The 24,114-nt window shown below is 69.3% G+C and carries 25 protein-coding genes; 14 read left to right on the plus strand and 11 right to left on the minus strand.

The genetic code is table 11. The annotated features are described in order from the left end of the window. Nucleotides 1–21: 21 nt before the first annotated feature. Nucleotides 22–930, minus strand: coding sequence for a LysR family transcriptional regulator (locus tag AC1DZ6_RS04625; RefSeq protein ID WP_477096018.1), 909 nt, complete (start codon nt 928–930; stop codon nt 22–24). A gap of 130 nt (nt 931–1,060) precedes the next feature. On the opposite strand from AC1DZ6_RS04625, the gene AC1DZ6_RS04630 reads away from it, so the two are divergent. The 3 genes from AC1DZ6_RS04630 (at nt 1,061) to AC1DZ6_RS04640 (ending at nt 2,722) form a co-directional block, all read left to right on the plus strand. Continuing rightward, entirely contained in the window at nt 1,061–1,759 is a 699-nt protein-coding gene (locus tag AC1DZ6_RS04630; RefSeq protein ID WP_477096019.1) for a pirin family protein, read from the plus strand. A 71-nt stretch (nt 1,760–1,830) separates the two neighbouring features. Continuing rightward, nucleotides 1,831–2,430 (plus strand): NAD(P)H:quinone oxidoreductase, encoded by a 600-nt coding sequence (wrbA, locus tag AC1DZ6_RS04635; RefSeq protein WP_477096020.1) that lies wholly within the window; start codon nt 1,831–1,833, stop codon nt 2,428–2,430. A gap of 166 nt (nt 2,431–2,596) precedes the next feature. Further along, nucleotides 2,597–2,722 (plus strand): hypothetical protein, encoded by a 126-nt coding sequence (locus AC1DZ6_RS04640; protein WP_477096021.1) that lies wholly within the window; start codon nt 2,597–2,599, stop codon nt 2,720–2,722. Between the two features lie 47 nt (nt 2,723–2,769). On the opposite strand, the gene AC1DZ6_RS04645 is transcribed toward AC1DZ6_RS04640, so the two are convergent. The 3 genes from AC1DZ6_RS04645 to AC1DZ6_RS04655 all read right to left on the minus strand — a co-directional run bounded on the left by AC1DZ6_RS04645 (nt 2,770) and on the right by AC1DZ6_RS04655 (nt 7,024). Beyond that, a complete protein-coding gene (locus AC1DZ6_RS04645) occupies nt 2,770–3,801 on the minus strand; it encodes a 2-oxoadipate dioxygenase/decarboxylase family protein (protein WP_477096022.1) in 1,032 nt (343 codons plus the stop codon). Nucleotides 3,802–3,879: 78 nt separating this feature from the next. Beyond that, on the minus strand, nt 3,880–5,400 hold the full coding sequence (amaB, locus tag AC1DZ6_RS04650) for an L-piperidine-6-carboxylate dehydrogenase (RefSeq protein ID WP_477096023.1): 1,521 nt from the start codon (nt 5,398–5,400) through the stop codon (nt 3,880–3,882). Between the two features lie 181 nt (nt 5,401–5,581). Further along, nucleotides 5,582–7,024, minus strand: a complete 1,443-nt coding sequence (locus AC1DZ6_RS04655) for an FAD-binding oxidoreductase (RefSeq protein WP_477096024.1) — start codon at nt 7,022–7,024, stop codon at nt 5,582–5,584. Nucleotides 7,025–7,107: 83 nt separating this feature from the next. Here AC1DZ6_RS04655 and AC1DZ6_RS04660 point away from each other — a divergent pair, with 83 nt between their 5' ends. Further along, nucleotides 7,108–7,539: an Lrp/AsnC family transcriptional regulator gene (locus AC1DZ6_RS04660; protein WP_477096025.1), complete on the plus strand. Its 432-nt coding sequence runs from the start codon at nt 7,108–7,110 to the stop codon at nt 7,537–7,539. A 102-nt stretch (nt 7,540–7,641) separates the two neighbouring features. Then, the gene (locus AC1DZ6_RS04665) at nt 7,642–8,055 is read left to right on the plus strand and encodes a GFA family protein (protein ID WP_477096026.1); all 414 of its coding nucleotides are present in this window, start codon (nt 7,642–7,644) and stop codon (nt 8,053–8,055) included. A 205-nt stretch (nt 8,056–8,260) separates the two neighbouring features. On the opposite strand, the gene AC1DZ6_RS04670 is transcribed toward AC1DZ6_RS04665, so the two are convergent. Next, nucleotides 8,261–9,841, minus strand: coding sequence for a hypothetical protein (locus AC1DZ6_RS04670; protein WP_477096027.1), 1,581 nt, complete (start codon nt 9,839–9,841; stop codon nt 8,261–8,263). A gap of 264 nt (nt 9,842–10,105) precedes the next feature. On the opposite strand from AC1DZ6_RS04670, the gene AC1DZ6_RS04675 reads away from it, so the two are divergent. Beyond that, nucleotides 10,106–10,741: a MarC family NAAT transporter gene (locus AC1DZ6_RS04675; protein WP_477096042.1), complete on the plus strand. Its 636-nt coding sequence runs from the start codon at nt 10,106–10,108 to the stop codon at nt 10,739–10,741. On the opposite strand, the gene AC1DZ6_RS04680 is transcribed toward AC1DZ6_RS04675, so the two are convergent. Next, nucleotides 10,738–11,766, minus strand: a complete 1,029-nt coding sequence (locus AC1DZ6_RS04680; RefSeq protein WP_477096028.1) for a LacI family DNA-binding transcriptional regulator — start codon at nt 11,764–11,766, stop codon at nt 10,738–10,740. The two genes, AC1DZ6_RS04675 and AC1DZ6_RS04680, sit on opposite strands and share 4 nt — an antisense overlap. A 149-nt stretch (nt 11,767–11,915) precedes the next feature. Here AC1DZ6_RS04680 and AC1DZ6_RS04685 point away from each other — a divergent pair, with 149 nt between their 5' ends. From AC1DZ6_RS04685 to AC1DZ6_RS04705, 5 genes are all read left to right on the plus strand, one after another. Then, nucleotides 11,916–13,088, plus strand: coding sequence for an acyltransferase family protein (locus AC1DZ6_RS04685; RefSeq protein ID WP_477096029.1), 1,173 nt, complete (start codon nt 11,916–11,918; stop codon nt 13,086–13,088). 84 nt (nt 13,089–13,172) lie between these two features. Continuing rightward, nucleotides 13,173–14,783: a sensor histidine kinase gene (locus tag AC1DZ6_RS04690; protein ID WP_477096030.1), complete on the plus strand. Its 1,611-nt coding sequence runs from the start codon at nt 13,173–13,175 to the stop codon at nt 14,781–14,783. A gap of 249 nt (nt 14,784–15,032) precedes the next feature. Then, nucleotides 15,033–15,362 carry a PadR family transcriptional regulator gene (locus AC1DZ6_RS04695; protein WP_477096031.1) on the plus strand — a complete coding sequence of 110 codons (330 nt, stop codon included), beginning with the start codon at nt 15,033–15,035 and terminating at the stop codon, nt 15,360–15,362. Nucleotides 15,363–15,376: 14 nt separating this feature from the next. Then, the gene (locus AC1DZ6_RS04700) at nt 15,377–16,396 is read left to right on the plus strand and encodes an HAAS signaling domain-containing protein (RefSeq protein ID WP_477096032.1); all 1,020 of its coding nucleotides are present in this window, start codon (nt 15,377–15,379) and stop codon (nt 16,394–16,396) included. A gap of 541 nt (nt 16,397–16,937) precedes the next feature. Further along, on the plus strand, nt 16,938–18,062 hold the full coding sequence (locus AC1DZ6_RS04705; protein WP_477096033.1) for a cell wall hydrolase: 1,125 nt from the start codon (nt 16,938–16,940) through the stop codon (nt 18,060–18,062). Here the strand turns inward: AC1DZ6_RS04705 and AC1DZ6_RS04710 are convergent. Both AC1DZ6_RS04710 and AC1DZ6_RS04715 read right to left on the minus strand, forming a co-directional pair. Continuing rightward, the gene (locus AC1DZ6_RS04710) at nt 18,019–18,828 is read right to left on the minus strand and encodes an SDR family oxidoreductase (protein ID WP_477096034.1); all 810 of its coding nucleotides are present in this window, start codon (nt 18,826–18,828) and stop codon (nt 18,019–18,021) included. The genes AC1DZ6_RS04705 and AC1DZ6_RS04710 overlap by 44 nt on opposite strands. Before the next feature lie 113 nt (nt 18,829–18,941). Beyond that, complete coding sequence (locus AC1DZ6_RS04715; RefSeq protein ID WP_477096035.1) at nt 18,942–19,121, minus strand: YegP family protein; 180 nt, start codon at nt 19,119–19,121, stop codon at nt 18,942–18,944. 149 nt (nt 19,122–19,270) lie between these two features. Between AC1DZ6_RS04715 and AC1DZ6_RS04720 the strand changes: the two genes are divergently transcribed. Continuing rightward, nucleotides 19,271–19,837, plus strand: a complete 567-nt coding sequence (locus tag AC1DZ6_RS04720) for a DUF1003 domain-containing protein (protein WP_477096036.1) — start codon at nt 19,271–19,273, stop codon at nt 19,835–19,837. Between the two features lie 59 nt (nt 19,838–19,896). Here the strand turns inward: AC1DZ6_RS04720 and AC1DZ6_RS04725 are convergent, their stop codons facing one another. After that, nucleotides 19,897–20,571 carry an outer membrane protein gene (locus AC1DZ6_RS04725; protein ID WP_477096037.1) on the minus strand — a complete coding sequence of 225 codons (675 nt, stop codon included), beginning with the start codon at nt 20,569–20,571 and terminating at the stop codon, nt 19,897–19,899. A gap of 111 nt (nt 20,572–20,682) precedes the next feature. After that, entirely contained in the window at nt 20,683–21,648 is a 966-nt protein-coding gene (locus AC1DZ6_RS04730) for a GlxA family transcriptional regulator (protein ID WP_477096038.1), read from the minus strand. Between the two features lie 100 nt (nt 21,649–21,748). On the opposite strand from AC1DZ6_RS04730, the gene AC1DZ6_RS04735 reads away from it, so the two are divergent. Continuing rightward, nucleotides 21,749–22,462 (plus strand): DJ-1/PfpI family protein, encoded by a 714-nt coding sequence (locus tag AC1DZ6_RS04735; RefSeq protein ID WP_477096039.1) that lies wholly within the window; start codon nt 21,749–21,751, stop codon nt 22,460–22,462. A gap of 237 nt (nt 22,463–22,699) precedes the next feature. Further along, entirely contained in the window at nt 22,700–23,146 is a 447-nt protein-coding gene (locus tag AC1DZ6_RS04740; RefSeq protein ID WP_477096040.1) for a DUF2147 domain-containing protein, read from the plus strand. A 162-nt stretch (nt 23,147–23,308) separates the two neighbouring features. Here the strand turns inward: AC1DZ6_RS04740 and AC1DZ6_RS04745 are convergent, their stop codons facing one another. Continuing rightward, nucleotides 23,309–24,031 carry a glutathione S-transferase gene (locus AC1DZ6_RS04745; protein ID WP_477096041.1) on the minus strand — a complete coding sequence of 241 codons (723 nt, stop codon included), beginning with the start codon at nt 24,029–24,031 and terminating at the stop codon, nt 23,309–23,311. Nucleotides 24,032–24,114: the final 83 nt, after the last annotated feature.

Consider the following 24,114-nt stretch of genomic DNA (forward strand, 5'->3'; position numbering starts at 1 on the left):
GGGGGATATCCCTTCAGTCCATCACCCCAACCAGGGCGCGATCGCCATCCGCTTGGCCAGGAACGCGATCAGCGCCTCCACGCGCGCCGGGCGGATCGTGCTGGGCGGGGTGACCAGGTGCAGGGCGATGGGCGGCGGGGCCCAGTCGGCCAGGACCTCCTCCAGCAGACCGCTCTTYACGTCCTGCCAGCACAGGAAGTCCGGCTGCATGGCCAGGCCCAGGCCCGCCAGCAGCGAAGGCCGCAGGATGTCGGCGTTGTTGACCCGCAGGGGCGAGGGCACGCTGACGGCGTATTGTCCGTGCTCGGTATGCTGGAACCGCCAGACGTCCTTCGAACGGCCACCCGTGTAGAACAGGCCGCTGTGGGCGGTCAGATCCTTGGGGTGGCCGGGCCGGCCGTGCTTGTCGAAATAGGCCGGCGAGCCGACCAGCATCACGCGCACCGGGCACAGCCGCCGGGCCAGCAGGCTGGAATCCTCCAGGGCCGAGATTCGCAGGGCCAGGTCGAAGCCCTCCTCGACGATGTCGACCAGTTGGTCCGACAGCGACAGCTCGACCGACACCTCCGGATAGAGGGCGAAGAACTCGGRCAGGGCGGGACCCAGGTGCGCGATGCCGAACGACATCGGCGCCGCCACCCGCACCAGGCCGCGCGGCACGGCCGATTGGGCCGAGGCCTCGGCTTCCAGCGCCTCGCCCGCCTGCAGGATGTGGGCGGCGCGCTCCACCGAGGCCCGGCCGGCCTCGGTCAGCGACAGCCGCCGCGAGGTGCGGTGGAACAGCGTCGTCCCCAGCTTCTGCTCCAGCCGGGTGACGGCCTTGGAGACCGTGGCCTTGGACAGATTCAGCTGCTCGGCCGCCCCGACGAAGGAGCCGATCTCGGCCACCTTGGCGAACACCGCCCAGGCCTCGAAGTCGGGGAGTTTCATTATGTCCATTTCCGAAACGGTTTGTTTCGATCATTTCCATTTCGGATCGCAACGCAAGAGACCATCTTCGCTCCAACAGAGACGGCCCCACCCCATTTTCTCGGGGGCTTCGTCTCCCGGAGACAAGACCATGATCGATGTTCGGACCTTCGACAGCCTGGGCGGCGCCAACCACGGTTGGCTTGACGCCAAGCATCATTTCTCGTTCGCCGACTATCACGACCCCAGCCGCGTCCACCACGGCGCCCTGCGGGTGTGGAACGACGACACCATCGAGGCCGGCACGGGCTTCCCGCCCCACCCGCACGCCGACATGGAGATCATCACCTATGTCCGCGAAGGCGCGATCACCCACCAGGACAGTCTGGGCAATACGGGCCGCACCGAAGCGGGCGACGTCCAGGTGATGAGCGCCGGCACCGGCATCCGTCACTCGGAATACAATCAGGAAAGCACCGCGACCAAGATTTTCCAGATCTGGATCATCCCGAACAAGCGCGGCGAAGGCCCGGCCTGGGGCGCCAAGCCGTTCCCCAAGGGTGATCGCTCGGGCAAGTTCGTGGCCCTGGCCAGCGGTTTCGAAGGCGACGACGACGCCCTGCCGATCCGCACCGACGCCCGCGTCCTGGGCGCCACGCTGAAGGCCGGCGAGATCACCGAGTACGCCATCGGCGCCGACCGCAAGGGCTACCTCGTGCCGTCGACCGGCAAGGTCGAGATCAACGGCATGATCCTGAACACCCGCGATGGCGCCGCCATCCAGGACGAAGCGGTCATCCGCGTGAAAGCCTTGGAAGACGCCGAACTGGTGCTCGTCGACGCCGCCTAACCAAACACCCCAATGGGGACAGGCGCATGCGCCTGTCCCCGCCCATTCCCAACACCCCAAAGGAGGCCGTCATGGCCAAGGTTCTCGTTCTCTACTATTCCGCCTACGGCCACATCGAGACGATGGCCAACGCCGTCGCCGAGGGCGCTCGCGCCGCCGGCGCCACGGTCGACATCAAGCGCGTGCCGGAGCTGGTGCCGCAAGAGATCGCCATCAAGTCGCACTACAAGGTCGATCAGGCCGCCCCGATCGCCACGATCGAGGATCTGGCCAACTATGACGCCATCATCGTCGGCGTCGGCACCCGCTTTGGCCGCATGGCCTCGCAGATGGCCAACTTCCTCGACCAGGCCGGCGGCCTGTGGGCGCGCGGCGCGCTGAACGGCAAGGTCGGCGCGGCCTTCACCTCGTCGGCCACCCAGCACGGCGGCAACGAGACCACCCTGTTCTCGATCATCACCAACCTGCTGCACTTCGGCATGACCATCGTCGGCCTGCCCTACAGCCACCAGGGCCAGATGACGCTCGAGGAAATCACCGGCGGCGCGCCCTACGGCGCCACCACCATCGCCGGCGGCGACGGCTCGCGTCAGCCCAGCCAGCTGGAACTGGACGGCGCCCGCCACCAGGGCGAACTGGTCGCGAAAACGGCGGCCAAGCTGTTCGGCTAGGCTCTAAAGCTCCAGGCCTTCCGCCGCGTCGTTCCCCGCTGACGCCCGGAAGGCCCCCCGCGGCCGGTTCGCCCTCCCCAGAACCGCGCCAACGAGGACCGGCTGGCTCCCTGCCCGGAGCCAGCCGGTTTTCTTTTCCCTCCCTCGCAAGACCGGAACCCCCGCCATGCGCCGTCGTCGCGCCAATATCCTCGCCGAAGCCTGGAAGCTTCTCGTCCTGACGCTCACCGTCCGGATCATCGCCCGCCACGTCCGCGCGGGCCGCGGCCGGGGTCTGGCCGGCTGGCTTTGACGCCCGGCGCCTGGATGGTGGTTCCCTCTACGGGGAGAGGGAAGATGTCACCCCGTCCGGGTCATCTTGAAGATGCCTTGGGCGTTGCCGCTGTCGAAGCGCAGGTCCAGCGTCTCGACACCCGCCTCGTCGACGAAGCGGTCGCGGCTGATGAACTCGTGGAACGAGCCCGGCACGGTGAGCGTGACCTCTCCAGCGTCGGTGAGGAACACGCGCTCCACCGGCTGGGCCTTGAACGCCGTCTGACGCACCCTGCCCGAGGCCGAGACCTCGACGGATTCTTTCACCGGCCGGCCCAGGGCCTTCTGGGCGTCGGCCACGGCCTCGACGTCGGGGACCCGATCGGTGGCGTGGTTGAACGACTGGCCCTCGGTGGCGATCCAGGCGGCCTCGGCCGACTCGGCCAACAGCGCCTTGTAGTGCTCCAGGCGCAGAGCGCCATGGGTGCGCTCGAAGGCGGCGACGACCTGGGGCAGGGCGGCGCGGGCGGCGTCCAGGTCGCACGATCCCTCGGCGGCGAAGGCGGCCAGGGCGCGCTGGGCCTCGATGCCCAAGGCGTCGGCCGTCGTGTCGAACACCGCGTGGGCGATCACCTGGAAGGCGGGTGAAAAGCGCGTCACGTGCAGTTCGCTGACGAAGAACTGCGGAATCGCCTCGGGCAGGTCGGCATGGGCGTAGGCCCGCCCGGTCATCTTGAGGCGGTCCAGCGGATAGAGGTCGGCCAGGACGTAGCCGAGGGGCTCCAGGATCCGCGCGAAGGCCAGGTGGCCGGCGGGCAGGGCTCCGGTGGGGCCGGCGCCGAGGTCGCCCTCACCGAAATGAATCGTGCGCAGGGCGCCGTGGTCGAACAGCAGCTTGCGGCCCGCCGCCCGGCGTTCCGACACATAGGCTGCGCCCAGCGGCACGCGGCCCATGATGTCGTGGAACAGCACCGCGTTCAGGGCCATGGCGAACACCGCGCGCGACACCGGGCCGTCGGCTGGAGCGGTCAGGGCGGGATCGATGTCCAGCACGTCGAGGATCGTGGCGGCGGCCTTCTGGCCGACGGCCGAGGCGACGAGGGTGGAGAGGTGGCTCATGGAAAGTCCTGGAGTGTTGAAGCTCAACTTGATCCGCTCATCCCGGCATTCGCCGGGATGAGCGGTTTTGGGGGGATGTCAGACGTCGAACGTGACCCCCTGCGCCAACGGCAGGGTGGTCCCGTAGTTCACGGTGTTGGTGGTGCGGCGCATGTAGGTCTTCCAGCTGTCGGAGCCGGCTTCGCGGCCGCCGCCGGTCTCCTTCTCGCCGCCGAACGCCCCGCCGATCTCGGCGCCCGAGGGGCCGATATTGACGTTGGCGATCCCGCAGTCGCTGCCCTCGCCCGAGACGAACAGCTCGGCCTCGCGGACATTGAGCGTGAAGATCGACGACGACAGGCCCTGGGCCACGTCGTTCTGGGCGGCGATGGCGTCGGCCAGCTCGGCGTAGCGCATCACGTAGAGGATCGGGGCGAAGGTCTCGTGCTTGACGATGTCGGCCTGCTCGTTGATCTCGACCAGGGCGGGTGACACGTAGAAGGCGTCCGGTCCGGCGACCTCGACGCGGTCGCCGCCGATCACCCGGCCGCCGGCCGCGCGGGCCGCTTCCAGCGCCGACTGCATGGCGTCGAACGCGGCCTTGTCGATCAGCGGGCCGACCAGAACCCCCGCCGCGCGCGGATCGCCGACCGGCACCGAGGGGTAGGCGCTCTTCAGCCGGCCGACGAAGGCGTCATAGACGCTGTCGTGCACGAACAGCCGGCGCAGGGTGGTGCAGCGCTGGCCCGCCGTGCCCATGGCCGCGAAGGCCACCCCGCGCAGGGTCAGGTCCAGGTCCGCCGAGGGCGCGACGATGGCGGCGTTGTTGCCGCCCAGCTCCAGCAGGGCGCGGGCGAAGCGGGCGGCCAGTTTCGGCCCCACCGTCCGGCCCATGGCCGTCGAGCCGGTGGCCGAGACCAGCGGGACCTTCGGATGGTCGACCAGGGCCTCGCCGACCGCGCGGCCGCCGATCAGCAGCACCGAGAGGTTGGCGGGGGCGTCCGGACCGAACCGGGCGGCGGCGCGCTCGAAAAGCGCTTGGGTCGCCAGGGCCACCAGCGGGGTCTTCTCCGACGGCTTCCACACCACGGCGTCGCCGCAGACGAAGGCCAGGGCCGCGTTCCACGACCAGACGGCGACCGGGAAGTTGAAGGCGCTGATCACGCCCACCACGCCCAGCGGGTGCCAGGTCTCCATCATCCGGTGGGCCGGACGCTCGGTGGCGATGGTCAGGCCGAACAGCTGGCGCGACAGGCCCACGGCGTAGTCGCAGATGTCGATCATCTCCTGCACCTCGCCCAGGCCCTCGGAGATGACCTTGCCGGCCTCCAGGGTCACCAGGGCGGCGAGGTCCGTCTTGGCCGCGCGCAGCTCCTCGCCCAGCAGCCGGACCAGTTCGCCGCGACGCGGGGCGGGGACCTTGCGCCAGGCCAGATAGGCCGCGTGGGCGGCGTCGATGGCGGCGGCGGCCTGGGCGGGGGTGTGCTCGGTCAGCTCGGCCAGGACCTCGCCGGTGACGGGCGAGCGCGCGGCCAGGGTCCCGCCGTCGAGGGCGGCGGTGACGCCGAGGCGTTGCAGCAGTTCGCGGGCTTCGGCGACGGCGGAGGGCAGGGTGGTCATGGGCAGTCCTGGCAATCTGATCTTGTTTTCGATCCGCTCATCCCGGCGAACGCCAGGACCCAGATCCTTTGGCGGTGTGTCGGGCTGGATGGGCTCTGAGCTCGAGGAGCCCGCCTCAAAGCCATTCCAGCTGGGTCCCGGCATTCGCCGGGATGAGCGGTTGAAGTAAAGAGGGCATATCTCAATTGGCCCTCGGCGGTCCCAGGCGAACCGCCGCCGACCCCGTCCCGAACGCCGCCGCCACGGCCGCCGAATAGTCCTGCACCAGTCGGGGCGTGAACCGGTCATAGGCGTCCTGGAACGCTCGCCCCAGGCCGTGCTCGCCGCTGAAGCTGGCGTCGAAGCCGTCGACGGCCAAGGTCAGCACCGCCTCGCGCAGGGCCGCGCGGCGGGCGGGATCGGCGGACCCGACCAGGTTGAAATGCACCCCGCCGTCGGCCACGTGGCCGAAGTCGCACAGGGCGTAGTCGGGGAAGTCGGCCTCCAGCATCAGCACCGCCTCGCGGCGGAAGCGGGCCAGGTCGCGACGGTGGAACGACAGGTCGAAGCCGACCACCGGACCGCTGGCGCGCAGGCCTTCCGACAACGAATGGCGCAGGGCCCACATCTTCTCGGCCGGACCGAACAGGGCGTCGGCCAGCGGGCTGTCGTCGTGTTCCAGAAGCTGACCGGCGATCTGCTGCAGCACCTCGTCCAGGCTGGCCTCGCCCTCGCGCGGGCTCCAGCTGCGGGTCAGCTCGACCAGCACGGCGTAGTCGGGGACTCCGCCGGCGAACGGGTTGGAGAGCGACGGCACATGCTGGATCGCCCGGCTCATGGCGGCCTTCGACATGCCCTCGAAGGCGGTCAGGGTCGATCCGGCCTCGGCTTCGAAGGCCCGCAGCAGCGGCAGGACGGCCTCGGCGTCGCGCGGGATCAACAGGGCGGCGGCGGCCTGGCGCGGGCGGTGGTGCACCTCGACGGTGACCTGGGTGATGATCCCCAGCGCGCCGCAGCCGCCGACGAACAGCTGGCGCAGGGCCAGGGCGGCGTTGTCCTTGCGCAGGCCGTGGGACAGCGTGAGCTGCGTGCCCGCCGCGTCGGCCAGCACCACTTCCAGGCCCAGCACGTGCCGGCGCATGTCGCCATAGCGCAGGAACCGCGCCCCGCCGGTGTTGGTGGCCGCCATGCCGCCCAGGCTGGGATCGGCGCCCAGGTCGATGGGCAGGAACAGGCCGTGCGGCTCCAGCGCCGTGTTCAGGGCCGACAGTCGGACGCCCGCGCCCACGGTGGCCGTGCGGTCGGCGGCGTCGATCTCCAGCGGCGCGGTCAGGCGGTCCAGCGACAGCACGATGTGGGTCCCGCCGGCGTCCGGCGTCGAGCCCTCGGCCAGGCCGGTGTTGGCGCCCTGGGGCACGAAGGCCAGGTCGTGGCGCACGCAATAGCCGACCACGGCCGAGACCTGGGCGGTGGTGGCCGGACGCACGACCGCCGCCGCCACGCCGCCGGTGTAGCGGGCCGGGGTCTCGTAGGCGGCGCGGTCGGCGGCGTCGACGATCAGGCCGGCGGGTCCGACGATCGCGGCGAGGGCCTCTTGGTGGGCGTTGTCCAGCACGAGCAGTAAAACTCCAGGGGCGGACATCATCCCCGCCGTTTCGTCGAATCCTAGTGGCGCGATCGTCGGTTCGCCGCCTGAGTTTCGGCGATACGTAGGGATGCTTAGACGAAATGCCTATCGACCCCATCGATCAAAAGCTGATCGCCGCGCTGAAGGACAACGGCCGAGCCTCGACCGCCGACCTGGCCCGGCGGGTGGGCCGCTCGCGCACCACGGTGCAGAGCCGGATCGAGCGGCTGGAGCGCGACGGGGTGATCCTGGGCTATGGCGCGCGCCTGGCGCCCGACCTCGAGCACKGGGCGGTGCGGGTGCACGTGATGATCAAGATCGGCCCCAAGGAGGCCCGCGCCGTCGAGGCGGCGCTGCGCGCCATCCCCCAGGTGCGGCTGCTGCACTCGGTCAGCGGCGACTACGACATGATCGCCTTCGCCGCCACGGCCACCGTCGCCGAGATGGACGAGGTGCTGGACAGGATCGGTCATGTGGCCGGCGTGGAGCGCACGACGTCATCAATCATCCTGTCGACCAAGTTCGACCGCTGACCCCGCTTGCGTGAAGCCGGCGGCGATGGACAATCGCCCGTCCGACCCTGTTCCCGTTTCGTGTGCGTCTCGCCTTCCCTCGTCAGACCGAATGGAGAAGACATGCCCAAGAAATATACGGCCCAGTGCGCCTGCGGCGCGGTGAAGTTCCAGTTCGACACCGACCCCGCCTTCATCGCCAACTGCCATTGCAACGACTGCAAGCGGGCTTCGGGCGGCGAGATGGCGACGTTCTTCGGCGTGCCGGCCGACGATTTCGAGCTGCTCAGCGGCCAGCCCAAGGCGTTCCACTACGTCGCCAATTCCGGCAAGGGGCTGGACCGCAACTTCTGCCCGGAGTGCGGCTCGCGGGTGTTCACCGACAATCTCGAGACGTTTCCGGGAACGGTCTTCGTCCAGCTGGGCAGCCTGGACCGGCCGGACCTGATCGCGCCGATGCTTGAGATGTTCGACATGCGCCGGCTGAAGTGGGTCAAGCCCCTGGACCTGCCGCAGTACGACGCCATGCCGAGCTGAAGGGGGCTTGTGGTCACTCCCCAAAACGCCCGTCATACCGGAACCACGGCCGGGCGAGGCGCCGCAGGTCATGCTCGGGCGCCGCGAACCAGGCCTCGTCGTCCGGGTCTCTTCGCAGGGCGCCGGCAAGCCGGAAGAGCGGGGTCATCGGGCCAGAATGCCAGCCCCGCCCCGAAATGTCAGCGCAAGCGCGTTCTCCCGCGGATCAGCGAGCCGCGCCCGATGTCGTGACCACCGGCTTCGGCGGCCACAGGTCCTCGGGGCCGTAGGTGATGACGCGGCCGACAGCGTCGATGGCGGCGTGGACGTCGGCTCTGGCGCGCAGCTCGGCGCGGCGCTGTCGAAGCGTCACGTCCAGCGGAAGCGGCGAGGGGCGCAGCGGCATGACCTGCAGGCCAGAGAGCGCGAGGTTGCGCTGGACGGGACTTTGCAGTCGCTCGATCAGCATCGCGGCGGCGCCGTCCATGTCTCCTCGGCACAGCAAGGCGTCTTCCAGTTGCCGCTTGGCCTCCAGCTTCAGGTCGCGCAACCGCCGCAGCGCCTCGTCGGCGGTCTTCAGATCGCCGAGCAGGGTCGCCGAGCAAGCGGTGATCCGCAGGCCAACGGCCTTGCCATACGGGCTGACACGGTCGTCGCGCACCGAGTTCACCGTCGCTAGCGCGGCCTTGAGGCGGCCCATGTTCATCTGCTGGGCGGCGAGGTTGAGGGTCTGGTTGACGTTCGCCTTGCCTTTCTCCGGCACTCGGGCCGCGGTCTCCAGGGCCTCGAGCGCCTCGGCGTCGYGGCCCAGCGACCCGAGCGCGAGGTTCTTGAGATTGATCGTCCAGCCCAGCCGGCTGTCGATGTCCTCGAAGGCGCGGGGATCCTTCTGGGCGCGGGCGATGGCCGCTTCGACGACGGCCAGGGCCTCCTCGCCGCGATTCAGGTCCAGCAGGGCGCTGGTTCGCGCGTCGACGCCGGACAGCAAGCCCGGGTGGGCGGGGTGCAGGGCATCTATCGCGGCCAGCTGCCGCAGGGCGGCGGGCTTGGGGTCCAACAGGCCGGGGTCGGCGGCCGAAAGCGCGTCGAAGCGCTTATCGGCGCGCATCGCGACCAGGACGTCGGGGTTGTTGATCTTCCGCGTGATCTCGATCGCCTGGGCCGTCCGGCCTTGGCGCAGCAGACCCTCGACCTGGATCTGCCGCATGCCGTCCAGTTCGACGAACGGCGCGACGAACGGGTCGCTGGGCGTCCAGTGGGTCAGCAGGGCGTCGACGAAATCGAACGTCAGCGCCTGGTCGGTCTCGAGCTTGGCGCTATCCAGCCAGCGCCCGATCTCCTCGTCGGAAAAGAGGGCCAGACCGTCGGGGAAGCGCCGAGCGATGACGGCGATGCTCTTGAGGCCGTCGGCCATGTCGCCGCTGGAGCGGGCGATCCGGACGCGTATCCGCCAATCATAGGCGTCGGCTTCCGGAAAGGCGGTGGCTTTCTCGATCGCCGTCCGCGCCTTGGGCCAGTCACGGGCTTCCCCGGCGGCTCCGGCCATCAGAAGCCAGGTCGCATGGCGCAGCTCGCTCGTGGCGGACTGGAAGGCCGGCTTGGCGGTCAGGGTTTCCAGCACCGCATAGGCCTGGACGTACTCCTGACGCTGGATGTGATCGTTCGCCTCTCCGAAGGCGAGGAGCAGGCCTTCGTCCACGGGCGAGGTCGCCGAGGCGGGCAGCCGAGGTTGCGTGTCGCGCGCGACGGCCGGGCTGGCCAGCGCCAGGATCGCGGCGAACGCCGCCGCGTAAAGAATAGTCCGCATGGATCGCCCCCGATACGCCACGTGACCGTTCTGCCCGGCGCGGCTTTGGCGAGCAAGGGGGTGATGGCGGTGGGGCATCCGGGCTGGCGGACGTCCAGGGCGCGATGCTCCGTGGGGCCGCGACTGCGGAGTCCCCGGGGCCGGTTCTCAGGTCCGCGCTGGATGTTTCGAGGGAGCGTCCACGGACAGACTTGAGCGGCGCGCGAGATTCGGCGCGACGCCTAGACTGACGGGAGCGCGCCCATCTCGATCTTCCTCCAAGCCCTGGCCCTGACCATCGGCGGGCTGTTTCCGATCATGAACCCGTTCAGCACCGCGCCCCTGTACGTGTCGCTGACGGCCGGCTTCGATGCGGGCAAGCGCAAGCGGCAGGCCGTCATGGCCTGCGTCTACGCCTTCGCGATCCTGGCGACCTTCCTGGTGCTGGGTTCGGCGATCGTCGAGTTCTTCGGCATCTCGATCGCGGGTATCCGCGCGGCCGGCGGTCTGATCATCCTGAGCGTCGGGTTCGGCATGCTGTTCCCGCCCGCCTCGCCGCCGACCGCGCAGAGCGTCGCCGACCAGAGCAAGCAACAGGAGCTGGACGTGGCCTTCACCCCGCTGGCCATGCCCAGCCTGGCCGGGCCGGGGTCGATCTCGGTGGTGCTCAGCGCCGCGGCCCAGATCCGCGCCAACCACCCGCAGAACTGGGAGATCATCTATGTCGGGGTGATCGTGGGCATGGCCGCGACCCTGGTCATCGCCTTCATCATCCTGCGGGCCGCCGAGATGATGGTCCGCTTCCTGGGCAAGGGCGGCATGGACGCCATGACGCGGATCTTCGGCTTCCTGCTGATCTGCATCGGCATGCAGTTCCTGCTGACGGGCGTCGGCGACTTCTACGGCCTGCGCAGGGGCTAGGTGGAAGYCCGTTCCACCAGGTCGTAGGCTTCGAGGACATCCGTGGGCGCGACAACCTCGGGAAAGCGGCGCAGGGCGTCGAGCAGCAGGTCGAGCGCGCGGGCGGTCATCCGGTTGATCGGCTGATGCACCGTGGTCAGGGGCGGCCAGACCCGGGTGGCCAGCAGGGTGTCGTCGAACCCCGTCACCGCCAGGTCGCGGGGCAGGGTCAGGCCGCGCCGGTGCGCGGTCCACAGCGCGGCGGCGGCCATGTCGTCATTGGCCGCGACGATGGCGTCGGGCGGCTCGGGCAGGTCCAGCAACTGCTCGGCGGCGTCCAGGCCCGACTCGAAGGTGAAGCGGCCCTCGATGACCAGCTCGTCGGGCAGGGCCAGGCCGTGCGCCGCCAGGGCGTCGCGGCAGCCCTTCAGGCGCTCGACGCCGTCGGAGTGGTCCTGGGGCCCCGCGATTACGGCGATCCGCCGCCGGCCCTTAGCGATCAGCAGCGCCGTCACCGCGCGCGAGGCGGCGCGGTTGTCGATGCGGACCGTGAACATGTCGGGCAGGGGCGCGGCGGTGGCGATGGCGGCGGTGGTCATGTCCAGGGCCTGGAACTCCGCCGAGCCGCTCAGCACCAGGTCGAACGGCGGCAGCAGCAGCAGGGCGTCGGCGCCGGACCTTTGCAGCGAGCGGGCGACGTCGAGGGCATGCTCGGGCGAGGCGGCCTTGCGGGCGATCAGCTGCAGGCCCCGCTCGGCGCTGGCCACGGCGGCGGCCGCCAGGGTGGTGTCGATGAACATGCTGTCGACGCCGGCGTACAGCAGGCCGATCCGGGCCGGGGTCGCGCCGACCAGCCGCCGCGCGGCGGAATTGGGGACGTAGCCCAGCTCGGCGATGGCGGCGAGCACGCGGTCGCGGGTGTCGCGGCTGAACTTGCCGGTGCTGTTGAAGACGTTCGACACCGTCATGGCCGAGACGCCGGCGTGGGCGGCCACTTCCTTGATCGTGACCCTGGCGCCGTCGCGGGATCGTTTGGAGCGATGCATCGTGGTTGATCTCTCCGGCCGGTGCGTGCGAAAGCAGCTCAGGCCATCCTCAAAGCCTGCTTAAAGCGACTTGTGGTTTAACGATAAACCCAGCAACGCTTCGACGCGACCTCATTCGGTCCTGTCAGCAGATTTGGCCCAGACCGCTCATGACTTCATCCGCCGCGACCTCGACCGACGCGATCGCCCCCGCGAAGAACCACTACGTCATCCTGGACGGGCTGCGCGGCGTCGCGTCGCTGATGGTGGTCGTCTTCCATCTGTTCGAGGCCTATTCGGGCGGCAGTCCGCACAGGCAGATCATCAATCACGGCTATCTGGCGGTGGACTTCTTCTTCCTGCTGTCGGGCTTCGTGATCGCCTACGCCTATGACGACCGCTGGGCGGGCATGGGGCAGTGGGACTTCTACAAGCGCCGCCTGGTCCGGCTGCAGCCGATGATCATCATGGGCGGCCTGATCGGCGCGGCCCTGGTCGGCTTCCAGCACTTCTCGATCTTCCCCAAGCTGGAGGCGGTCACGGTCTGGCAGATCGTCGGGGTGACGCTGCTGGGGTTCCTGATGATCCCGATGACGCCGTCGACCGAGATCCGGGGCTGGGGCGAGATCTATCCGCTGAACGGGCCGGCCTGGTCGCTGTTCTACGAGTACCTGGCCAACATCCTCTACGCCGTGGGCGTGCGGAAGCTGTCCAACCGCTGGCTCGGCGTCATCGTCGCCCTGTCGGCCCTGGCGCTGGTTCACCTGCTGGTCTTCGGCCCCCGGGGCGACGTGATCGGGGGATGGGCGCTGGACGCCAACGGGATCCGCATCGGCCTGACCCGCGTGCTGTTCCCGTTCTTCGCGGGCGTGCTGCTGATGCGGCTGGGCAAGCGGATCAAGGTCCCCAACGCCTTCGGCGTGTGCAGCCTGCTGCTGATCGTGGCCCTGGCCCTGCCCAGGTTCGGCGGCCCGGAGCGGCTGTGGGTCAACGGCCTCTACGAGGCGGTGTGCGTGATCGTGCTGTTCCCGCTGATCGTGGCCATCGGGGCCGGCGAGAAGAGCGTGGACGGGGTGTCGGTGCGGACCGCCCGCTTCTTCGGCGACCTGTCGTATCCGCTCTACATCACCCACTATCCGCTGATCTACATCTACACCGGCTGGGTCGTGGACAAGAAGGTCCCGGCGGCCCAGGGCGCGCTGGTCGGGGCCGGCGTGTTCGTGGCCGCCGTGGCGATCGCCTATGCCTGCCTCAAGCTCTACGACGAGCCGGCGCGGCGCTGGCTGGCGGGCAAGCTCCTGGCCCGGACCCGCGACAAAATGCCGGAGTCGCCCCCGCGTTAAGCCTTGGGGAAACGATGCTGCGATTAATCGTACAGCCTAGGTTGGGGAGCTTTCCTGCTTGAGCAGGGAAGCGGGGGTGCGTTTTTGCAGATACCGACGGATCTCGCGGCGGCCACGGGCGCGCGCAAACCGTGGCTGGGCTACGCCAACATCCGGCTCGAGGCGGCGATCTTCCTGCTGGTGGCCGTGTCGTTCGCCGCGGTGCTGGGCAAGAGCGCCATCACCAACCAGACCCTGGTCCTGTCGCCGCAATCGGGCCGGTTCGCCGGCTACAGCTATGCCGACGCCGAGAGCGGCGGCGCGTCGAGCATCGCCGTCGATCCGCTCAAGCCCCTGTCCTGGTCGTGCCAGATCCGGGAGGGCGCGGCCTATCCCTATTGCGGATACGGCCTGCAGATGGATCTGGAGCGCAAGGCCGAGGGGCTGGACTTCTCGCACTTCCAGACGGTCACCTTGCGCTTTTCCTATCGGGGCGACAGCGACCGTCTGAAGCTGGTCGTCAAGACCTCGCCGGCCCCGACCGTCCGGAGCAGGCTCCAGGGCCAGTTCATGCCCCTGGCGACCGACATCCCCGTCGTCCAGGGCCGCAACGAGGTCCGCCTGCCGCTCAGTCGCCTGGCGACGGAGCCATGGTGGGCGGCCAGCCACGGCCTGTCGGCGGCAGAGGCCGCGCCGGTGCTCAAGCAGGTCCACGCCATCGCCGTCGCCACCAGCGGCGCCGAACCGGGCCAGCGGCTGGACGTGTCGATCGACGAGGTGACCTTCGAGGGCTCGTACCTTTCGACCGAGGCCTTCTACCTGATCATCCTGGGCGTCTGGCTGGTGCTGTCAGCCGGCTTCCTGGTCTTCCGCGTCCTGCGGATGCGGGGCGACTACGAGGCGCGGCGGCGGCGCCAGGCGGAGGAGGCGCGGCTGCTGGCCGACGCCCACGCCGCCGCCGAGGCGGCCAGCAACGCCAAGTCGCGGTTCCTGGGAAACATGAGCCACGAACTGCGCACGCCGCTGAACGCCGTCATCGGCTACGCCTACTGGCTCAATCGCACCGAACTGAACGCCAAGCAGCGCGCGGCGGTCAAGGCCGTCCAGGCCAGCGGCGACCACCTGCTGGCCGTCATCAGCGACATCCTGGACGTCGCCAAGATCGAGGCCGGCGGGTTCAGCCTGCTGGCAGCGCCCTTCGATCTGCACGACTGCGTGACCGGCGTGGGCGAGATGCTCCACCTGCGGGCCGAGGAGAAGGGGCTGGACTTCGCCGTCGGCCTCGCGCCGGACGTCCCGCGCAGGATCCAGGCCGACGAGAAGCGCCTGCGGCAAGTGCTGATCAACCTGGTCGGCAACGCGATCAAGTTCACCGCCAGGGGCCGGGTCGGACTGCGGGTCAGCGTCGTCGATGTGACCGGCGCAACGGCAAGGCTGCGCTTCGTCGTCGATGACACCGGTGTCGGCATTCCGGCGGATCAGCTGGAAAGCATCTTCCGCCCGTTCGAGCAGGCGGGCGACGCGACCAGCCGCAACGAGGGCGCCGGCCTGGGCCTGAGCATCAGCCGGCAGATCGTTGCCCTGATGCAGGGCGACCTCCACGTCGAGAGCGTCCCGGACCAGGGCAGCCGCTTCACGGCCGAGATCACGGTTCCGGTCGTCGAGGGCGATCTGGACGAGACGGCTCCGAGGGTTCGGCGTTTGGTGACGCCCTAGGGGCCGGCCCTGTTTCGGGCTCCAGAAACGGTTGTCATCCCGGACAAGGCCCGAAGGGCCGCCGATCCGGGACCGCCGGAAGCTCCGAGTTCACGCGTCGGTCCCCGGATACTCGCGCTGCGCGCTTGTCCGGGATGACAAGAGATGGAGCGGTGGCGAACACCGTTCGCCCCGCTTGACTCACCCATTACCTGTGTGGCACACAGTGTATGCCACACACCAAGCGGCGCACACCATGTGACGTACACCATGCCCACGGACACCGACATTTTCGAAACCCTGCGCCAGGAGCTTCGGCGCGGAACCCTGATCCTGGCCGTGCTGGCCCAGCTGAAGGTCGAGCGCTACGGCTACAGCCTGCGCCAGGCCCTGGCCGAGGTTGGTCTGGAGATCGACGAAGGCGCCCTCTACCCGATGCTGCGACGCCTCGAGGGCCAGGGTCTGCTGACCAGCGAGTGGCGCGAGGAAGACAAGCGCAAGAAGCGTTTTTACCGCCTGTCGTCCGAGGGCGAGGCCGTGCTGGCCCGCCTGTCCGCCGAGTGGCGGGCGATGAACGACACCCTGCAAAACCTGATCTGAGGAAGGGGCCAATCATGGACCTGCTTGATCGCTATCTGGCCGCCGTCGCGGCCCTGCTGCCCAAGGCCCAGCGCGAAGACATCGTCGCCGAGCTGCGCGACACCCTGCTGAACCGCATGGAGGAGAAGGAGGCCGAACTGGGCCGGCCCCTGAACGCCAAGGAGCGCGAGGCCGTGCTCAAGGCGTTCGGCCATCCGATCGCGGTGGCGGGCCGGTTCGGCCCGACCCAGTCGCTGATCGGGCCCGAGCTCTATCCCTTCTACGTCTTCGGGGTGAAGGTGCTGCTGGTGGTGGCGGCGGTGGTCTCGGTGATCCCGCTCGTCATCTCGACGGTCACCGACCCCGGCTCCGCCAGCAATCCGGCGCGGTTCCTGTCCAGCTTCATCAACACCGGCTTGACGATGATCGGCATCGCCACGGTGCTGGGCGTGGCGTTCGAGCGCGGCTGGATCCCACGCGCCGGCTTCGCCGACTGGAAGGTCGCCGACCTGCCGGTCCTGGACTCTCTGAGCCCGGGCAAGACAGGTCTCTTCCACAGGAGCGTGTCGCAGCGGCGCTTCGAGGCCTTGCTGGAGGTGATCCTCATCGCGCTGTTCATGCTGTGGTGGACGGACGTGGTTCCCGCGCCGTGGACCAACCAACTGGCGGGCCGCGACATGGTCCTGCAGCCGGCGCCGATCTGGGCGGCGCTGTACTGGCCGATCCTGGCCTGGGCGGGCGCCCAGCTGCTGGGCAGCCTGATCGGCCTGTTGCGTCCCGGCTGGGTGCGGGCGCGGGCGGCGATGGACGTCGCCTGCGGCGCGGCCGGCCTGGCGCTGGCCGGGGTCCTGTGGAAAGCCGGACAGCTGGTCGTGGTCGCGACGCGGGGCGGGAGCGGCGCGAGCGCCGAGCAGATCGCCGGCCTGCAGGAATCCCTCGACCTCAGCTTCCACCTGACCGCGACCGTGATGATGGTGGTGCTTACGGTTAAGATCGCGGTCGACCTGTGGCGTCTTTTCAGGGGCGATCGGCCCCTGGTTTCGGCGGTCGCCTAGGGAGATTCCCTAGGTCAAGGCGGCGTTCGCGGCGGCTTCTCGCGGGGCCGTCGACGACCGTCTCGACGACCGCCCCAAGGCGCTGGACGCCACGGCCGCGGGCCGCGCGGTTAACGCCCGCGCAACCCATAGTGAAAACCCCCGCAGAGCAGACCTTATGTCCTCCTGGACAATTCTAGATCTCGCTAGAGTAACCACGTCATGCCAGCCGGGTACCGTTGAGAGCGACCCGACGGAAGTCTATCCCAAGCGGTGAATATTCGTCTCCTGGGGGAAATTCGGGACTGTCGCGTTTTTTCGTTAGAATCAAAGAATTAACCATTCCATCTGTCGCGCGTGGAACCAAAATTCAGGCTGCGGCGCCAGGTGCGCTTGCGACTCGTGGTCGGATGCGTCATAAGGCGGTCATAAGTAGGACTTCGGCCACTATCGTGAACCGGCCGAGCCTCCGCTTTCAGAGCTGCCCGACAGTATTTTTTCCGGGTTTCTGAGGGCGTTTTTGTCGGGGGGCGGTCCGCCCTCGCCGCGCAGGACACGAGTTTTGTTTATCAAGTCGCAGACGTGCGCAGACGCGCGCGCGCTGATCGGCGCCGTATTGGTTGGAGCCGCCACCGGTGTGGCGCTCGGCGGCGTTTACCTTGCGGGGGGCATGGCCCAAGCCGCTAGTCAGCACGCTCGCGTATCTCGCCTGGCCGACGGCGCCGAGGGGAACTTCTCCGACGCGGCGCTGTATCAGGCCGCGTCTCGCATGGACGCCAGCGCTCTCGCGATCGCCCGCCGCCATGATCCCTACACCGTGGCCGGCGGCGCCCAGCGCGATCGGCAGTCGGCGCTCTTGGTCGAGCGTCTCGAGCAGCGCCAGCAGTCCGGCGCCGGATCCCAGCCCCTTCTGCTGCGCGCCAGCTTCGGCGGCCCGTTCAATCCGGCCGTCGCGCCGTTCCGCCTGACCAACGCCCTGGAAAGCTCGCGTGAACTCGAGTGCCTTTCCGAAGCGGTCTATTACGAGGCCCGCGGCGAGACGCCGGGCGGCCAGGCCGCCGTGGCTCAAGTCGTTCTAAATCGCGTCCGCCATCCTTCGTTCCCCAAGTCGATCTGCGGCGTGGTGTTCCAGGGCGCCGCCGCGCATCGCGGCTGCCAGTTCAGCTTCGCCTGCGACGGCTCGATGCGCCGCGCGCGCGAGACCGGCGCCTGGAAGCGCGCCCAGAAGGTCGCCACCCGCGCGCTGTCGGGCGCGGTGATGTCCGAGGTCGGCGCCGCCACCCACTTCCACACCACCGGCGTCGCGCCGGGCTGGGGTCCGCGCCTGCTGCGCGTCGCCCAGGTGGGCATGCACGTGTTCTACCGCTTCGGCGGTCGCTCGGGCGCGCCGGACGCCTTCAGCCGCACGCCGCGTCCGTCGACGGCCGACGACCTGCCCAACGTGACCCTGGCCAGCCTGCCGACCGGCGCGAYGGCGGACGGCAAGTCCGCCCCGATTCAGCTGGCCAGCGCCGTGGTGATCTCTTCGCCCGACAAGCCGGCCACGGTTTCGGGCGGCATGGGCGGCCCGCTGGGCGCGAGCTCCGAGCCCGCCTCGGCCCCGGCCATGCACCCGACCAAGACCTCCGGCTCGAACGATGCGGTCAAGGCTGCTGCAGGATYGGCCGCGACCGGAGCTGCTTCCTAAGCGCTCCGGGCATGTGGTTGGCGGCGAAGCGCATCTGCTTGGCCCGCTTGCCCACGAAATAATGCAGTTCCTTCCCGTGGACGGCCCGCCAGATCACCTCGGCGGCGTCTTCCACGGGATAGACCGGCAGGCCGCCGCCCCGCAGGGTGTCGGCCATGTTCTGGTTGCTGCCCGGCGCCCCGGCGGTCAGGATCGGCGTGTCGACGAACCACGGCATCACGCAGGCGACGCTGACGCCGTATGGCTTCCACTCGACGTCCAGCGCTTCCGACAGACCCCGCACCGCGAACTTGGTGGCCGAATAGACCGCCAGGCTGGGCGAGCCGTACAGGCCCGCGCAGGACGAGATGTTGATCAGCCGCGAGCCCGGCGTGGCCTTCAGCCAGGGCAGGGCGGCGCGCGCGCCGCTGATCACGCCCTTGATGTTGATGTCCAGCTGCAGGTCGACGTCGGCGTCCTCGTGGCTGTCGAACGGCCCGAACTTGGCGACCCCGGCGTTGTTGAGCAGCACGTCCAGGCGGCCGTCGGTCAGCTTGGCGAAGTCGGCCAGCACCGCGCGCCAGGCGCTGCGGTCGCGCACGTCCAGCCGGAAGATCGCGCCGCTGTCCGGACCGATCGCGACCAGGGCGGTCTTCAGGCCGGTCATGTCGATGTCGGACAGGCCCACGAACCAGCCCTCGGCGGCGAAGCGCTTGGCGCTGGCCAGGCCGATGCCGCTGGCGGCTCCCGTGATGAAGACGGCCTTGCGGCCTCCCGCGCTGCTCATGGCGTCCCTCCCGTTTTTGTTTGTTATCGCTGATCAGAAACCCGGGAGGGCGTTGCGGTCAAGTCAGGGGTGAGGTGGGGACACGCGACGAGCGCATGTCCCCTGTCTCGGCCCTAGTCCGTCTGGTCGTCGATCTCGGCGTCGGGGGCGTTCTTCTTGAGCGACGCGATGGCGTCCTTGGCCGAGGACTTCGAGCTGTAGCCCTCGGTCCAGAAGATGGTCTCGCTGTTGTAGGTGAAGTAGGCGACGAACTCGCCCGCCTTGTTCTTCTTGATCAGAAACTTGTGGGCCATGGGGATCGCTCCTTGTGCGCTTACAGTGTCGTCAAGTCGACGGGGCAACCTCTGCTCCGCCTGACCGGGCGTCAATCGGGAAGTCCCGTGCTTGCGCTCGTCCCGGGAACGCTCATGTTCCGCGGACGGTTTCCTGACTGCGAGCGCCCATGACCCCTGATCAACGCCTGGACCAACTGTCGCGCGACCTGCTGGCCACGCCCTACGGCAAGCTGACGGAGGTCCAGAAGAGCGTCATCGACCTGATCGCCGCCGAGGCGCCCACGGGGCTGAACAAGGCGCTGCTGGCCGACGACCGCAGCTATTGGGACCGGCTGGCGGACAAGGTCGCGGCGGTGGGCGGTTCGTGGGCCTTCATCGGCGGGTTCTCGTTGTGCCTGGCCCTGTGGATCGGGCTGAACCTGGGCCTGAAGCCCTTTCACCTGTCGTTCGACCCGTACCCCTTCATCTTCCTCAACCTGATCCTGTCGACCGTGGCCGCGATCCAGGCGCCGGTGATCATGATGAGCCAGAACCGCCAGGCGACGAAGGATCGGCTGAACGCCGAGCACGACTATGTCGTCAACCTGCGGGCCGAGCTGGAGATCATGCGCCTGCACGACAAGCTGGACGCCCTGCGCGAGCAGGAGGTGGTCGAGATCCTGCGCTGCAACACCGAGGCGCTCGAGATCCTGAAGGCCCAGGTGGCGCGGATGGCCGATGAGCGCGGCGCGTAACGAAAAGGGGCGCGCCGGCTGACCGGCGCGCCCCTCGTCTTGTCGATCAGGCCAGGCGCTTAGAACGCGAAGCGCGCGCCGACCAGGGCGCCGGGGCCCGTCATGCTCAGCTTCTCTTCCCGTTCGCCCGACGGGCTGGTGGTCTTGATCTTGATCGCGCCGGTGTACTGGTAGCGGCCCTCGGCGAACAGCGAGACGCGCGGCGAGACGGCGAAGCTGGCGCCGGCGATGCCTTGCAGGGTCAGGGCGTCGCCCTTGTCGTCGATCAGGTCGTCGCTGAACTTGACCTGGGCCACGCCGATGCCGGCGCCCAGATACGGCCGCACCGGACCGGCGACCGGGAAGTCGTAATAGCCGTTGATGTCGACGCTGAGGGTCTCGACCTTGCCGTCGGTGGTCCCGATCTTCGTGCCGTTCTGGGTGACGACGGTGTCATTGTTCTGGCTGCGATAGCCCAGGGCGATCTCGGCGCGCCAGGCGCCGCCGACGCTGGAGCCCCAGGCGATGGCGCCCTGGGCGCCGGAATCGACGTCGGTCTTGGCCTTGAAGCCGCCGGCGAAGCCGTAGTCGTAGTCGGTCTTGCCGATGAAGCCGCCGGACACCGAGATGTACTGGCCGCTGCCGGGCGCGGCGGCGACCGGAGCGGACGCGGCGGGCGCCGGACCGGCGGTCTGGGCGGCGGCGCCGCCGGCGAGGGCCAGGGCGGCCACGGCGGTGGCGATGAACAGACGCATGAAGGATTTCCCCCGAAATAGGTACTGGTCCGTGATCGGACAGCGCCCGCGTAGAGGGGTTCACCGGCAGCGTAAATCTGAGGTTGTTCAAGCTTGACCGTTTGTGACGACCTATGGCGCCGATGCAACATGTGGTTGCGAGGCGCGGGCCGCGCGCCGCAGGGCCTGGGGCGGCTGGCCGAACGCCCGCAGGAAGGCGCGGCGCATGCGCTCCTGGTCGCCGAAGCCGGTTTCCAGGGCCACGTCCTCGACCTGCAGAGGCTGGCCGTCGAGCAGGGCGCGCGCCGCCTCCACGCGCAGGCGCTCGATCGCCTTGGCCGGGGTGCTGCCCGTTTCGGCCGCGAACAGCCGGGCGAAGTTGCGGGGGCTCATCGCCGCCCGCTCGGCCAACTGGTCGACGCCGAGGGGCAGGGCCAGGTTCTCGCGCGCCCAGGCCAGCAGGCCGTCGAAGCGTCCGCCGCGCATCTCCAGCAGGGCCGAGAACTGCGACTGGCCGCCGGGGCGGCGGTGATAGACCACCAGCTGCTGGGCGGTGCGGCGGGCGACGTCCTCGCCCAGGTCCGCGCCGATCATCGCCAGGGCCATGTCGATGCCGGCGGTGATGCCGGCCGAGCTCCACAGCGAGCCGTCCTGGACGAAGATCTTGTCGGGCTCCAGCCGCACGGCCGGATAGCGGCGCTGGAAGTCGTGCGAGCGCTGCCAGTGCGTGGTCGCCCGGCGGCCGTCCAGCAGGCCGGCGGCGGCCAGGACATAGGTCCCCGAACAGACGCTGGCGGTGCGGCGGGCGGTGCGGAAGGTCTCGCGGGCGAAGGCCAGTGTCGCCTCGCAGATGGCCGGCGTCCGCGTGCCCTCGCCGCCCGAGACGATCAGCGTGTCCAGCGTCGGGGCGTCGGCGAAGGCCGCGGCGGTCATCGCCACGCCCGAAGAGCTGGCGACGGCCCCCGGGTCGCGGGCGATCAGGTGCAGGCGATAGGCGCCGGGGACGATCCGCCCGGCGATCTCGAACGCCGCGATCGGTCCTGCCGCGTCCAGCAGCTGGAACTGGGGGAAGATCAGGAAGCCGATGTCGCGGGTCATGGGGACGTCCTCGCAAGGCTTGGCGGATATCGAGGGAACTATGTCATTTCGGTCAGACGCTAGGCGGGTGATGCTGCGGCGTCAACTGGAGGGACTCCCCATGCCCCAAGCCGCTCGCGAAAAGCCCGCGCCGTTCCACATCGTGTTCGCCCTGTTTCCCGATGTCACCCATCTGGACTTCACCGGACCGCACCAGATCCTCTGCCGCTTGCCCGGCGCCCAGGTGGTGGTCGCCAGCGAGGCGGGCGGCGAGATCGAGGCCGACGGCCTGGTGTTCGCCCACCTGGCCCGGCTGACCGACATCGAGCACTGCGACCTGCTGTGCGTGCCCGGCGGCTTCGGCACGACCCAGGCGATGGCGGACGAGGCCTTCCTGACCCAGATCCAGCGCCTGGCGGCTGGGGCGCGCTATGTGACCTCGGTCTGCACCGGCTCGCTGCTGCTGGGCGCGGCGGGGCTGCTGCAAGGCAAGCGGGCGGCCTGCCACTGGGCCTGGCGCGACCAGCTGGCCCTGTTCGGCGCGACGCCCGACCCGGCCCGGGTGGTTCGCGACGGCAATGTCTTCACCGGCGGCGGAGTGACGGCGGGCATCGACTTCGCCCTGACCGTGGTGGCCGAGATCGCCGGCGTCGAGACGGCCCAGGCCATCCAGCTGGCGGTGGAATACGCCCCCGCCCCGCCGTTCGACGCCGGCCGTCCCGAGACCGCGCCGCCCGCCGTGCTGGAACGCATCCAGGCGGTCTACGGCCGGGGCATGAACGAGCGCTGGGCGGCGGCGCGCAAGGCCGGAGCGGCGCTGAAGGTGGGCGCATGAGACTGCTGAGCTCGCCCTTCCTGGCGCCGTCATCCCGGGCCTTGGGACCGGGGTCTTTCTGTCCGCCGCAAGTGCGGGAGGAGCGGTTCGCTGGCGAACCGCTTACGTCTCACAGTTCAGCTGAACCAGGGAGCCCGGGCGCAAGGCCCGCGATGACGGCCGAGCGGAAGGAAGCCGCCCTGACTTGATCCGGACACGAACCTGCACCAAAAGGTCTGGGTGCTGGAGAAATCGCGCATGCGTCGGATGAAGTCATTTCTCGTCGTGCTGACCGCGGCGGCGGGCCTGATGGCCGCTCTGCCCGCCTCGGCGCAGGACACGTTCAACTACGGCGTCTGGCGCAATCCCAAGAACAGCGTCCATGTCGAAATCAAGCCCTGCGGCGGCGGTCGCGCCTGCGGCTTCGTGGTCTGGGCCAACGAGGAAGCCAAGGCCGACGCCAAGAAGGGCGGCACGCCCGACCTGGTCGGCCTGCAGTTGCTGCGCGATTTCCAACTGCAGAAGAACGGCAGCTGGAAGGGCAAGGTGTTCGTGCCCGACCTCAACATGAACTTCAACGGCACGGCCGACTTCCCGGACGCCAGCACCATGAAGGCCCGGGGCTGCCTGATCGGCGGCTTCCTGTGCAAGTCGCAGACCTGGCGGCGCGTGGACGTGGTGGCCAGCCGGACGCCGTCGAGCTGATCACCCGCGTCCGTCATTCTCGGACTTGTTCCGAGGACCCCTCTGTCGGCTGAGCTGCCGCTCAAGGTCGTCCGCGACCTCGCCGCTCCACGGATCGCCCTTCTTCGCGGCTGAAGCCGGGGTCCTCGGAACAAGTCCGAGGATGACGGGCGTGGGCGTGACCTACCTTGGATCCAGCTCCGGATAGGCGCGAAAGATCCCTTCGGTGCTGAACGGGATACGGCGCTCCGACTTCAGATAGGCCGCGATGTTGGGCCGTTCCGCCACAGCGTCTCGCACCGCGATCACCCGCCTGATCTTCGGCTCCAGCCGCTTCGTCGCGTGCGGGAAGGCGTAGCGCAGGCCCTCCAGCGCCTGGAACAGCGACAGGTCGGCATAGGTCAGGGTCGCGCCGGTCAGCCAGCCGCCCTTCGGCGCGCGCTCCAGAACGGTCTCGAACCAGCCGAGGTGCTTCTTGATCCGCTGGGTGCGGAATTCCTTGGCCCGCCGCGCGGCCTCGTCCTTCTGGTCCTCGTAGTAGAGGCCCATGCCCACCGGGTGGTGGACGTCGTGGGCCTCGGCGACCAGGTCGGCGATCGTCAGCTGCAGCTGATTGACCCACAGCCGCCCGGCTTCGGCCTTGGGCGCCAGGCCGTGGCGCGGGCCCAGGTGCAGCAGGATGTTGGCCGTCTGGCCGATCACCAGCTCGCCGTCGACCAGGTAGGGCGGGGCGAACGGCGGGTGGTCGCCCTGCGCCAGGTCAGCCATGAGAGCCGCCTCGCCGCCGCCGCTGTCGGGACCGGCGCGCGCCACGTCGACATAGGCCGCGTCGGCCTCCTCCAGCGCCAGGCGCACGAACTCGCCGCGTCCCTGGATCGTGGGCCAGTAGTGCAGTTGATAGGTCATTCGGAAGAAACAGGTGAGGCGGCGGAAAGGATGCGCGGGACGCCCCTAACGCCGTCCCAATTCAACCGTCATTCCCGCCCTTG

This window comes from Caulobacter sp. P1_B12_2 (genome assembly GCF_056406675.1).